Source organism: Blautia sp. MSK18_10, assembly GCF_020553185.1.
GTDB classification, from domain to species: domain Bacteria; phylum Bacillota; class Clostridia; order Lachnospirales; family Lachnospiraceae; genus Blautia_A; species Blautia_A wexlerae.
Genome location: NZ_JAJCGT010000122.1, coordinates 1 through 686, shown reverse-complemented (window position 1 = coordinate 686; position 686 = coordinate 1). Strand labels below are relative to the sequence as shown.

Sequence of the window (686 nt, the reverse complement as noted above, 5' to 3'; positions counted from 1 at the left end):
TAAAAATTATAGCAATTCCTACACGAAAGGGGTCATGTTTTATGAGAAAAAGAAACAATTTTATTTCTGTGTTTACTATGTTTCTGGCAATTGGTTTTGCAATTATTTTCTCCAGACCCGTAAAAGCAACGGCAAATGGGGTCCAATTAAAAGCAAATCGGACATACACAGCATATGATGTTACCGGTGATGGAACGAAAGATAAAATCAGAATCAGAGCAGCCAATCAAACCGACGATGAAACATATACGTCACTTACTGTATCGGTTAATGGAAAAACAGCTTACAGATTAAAAAATACACGTTTTTATAATGTTATAGCAAATATTTATACATTGAAAAACGGACAGCCGTTTTTATATCTCTATGCACCAGCCGAGAATGGTGACGGACCTGTATGTGCATTATTAAAATACACAAACGGAAAGTTCAGAAAAATCCTTGATTTCACTGAAATTATGGCAGGATACGGAAACCATCGCATAGGTGAAGTTACCAACTTAAATGGAAATAAGATTGTAATTACAGAGAGCATCGTTTCTTATTCTCTTGGTATCAATGCAATTAATTTCACCTACGAATATGTCAATAGAAAATTTGTTCCGACAAGCAGATATGGCTCCTATAAAGAAATATATTCCGCAGACGGAAGCAGCCGATATTTCACAGTAAACAGTGATCTTCCG

Annotated in this window: 1 protein-coding gene; it reads left to right on the top strand. The window is 35.4% G+C overall.

Annotated elements, in window-relative coordinates:
• Window positions 1-41 precede the first annotated feature (41 nt).
• The coding region (locus tag LI074_RS17100) for a hypothetical protein (protein ID WP_243868852.1) at window positions 42-686 on the top strand (645 nt) is incomplete at its 3' end.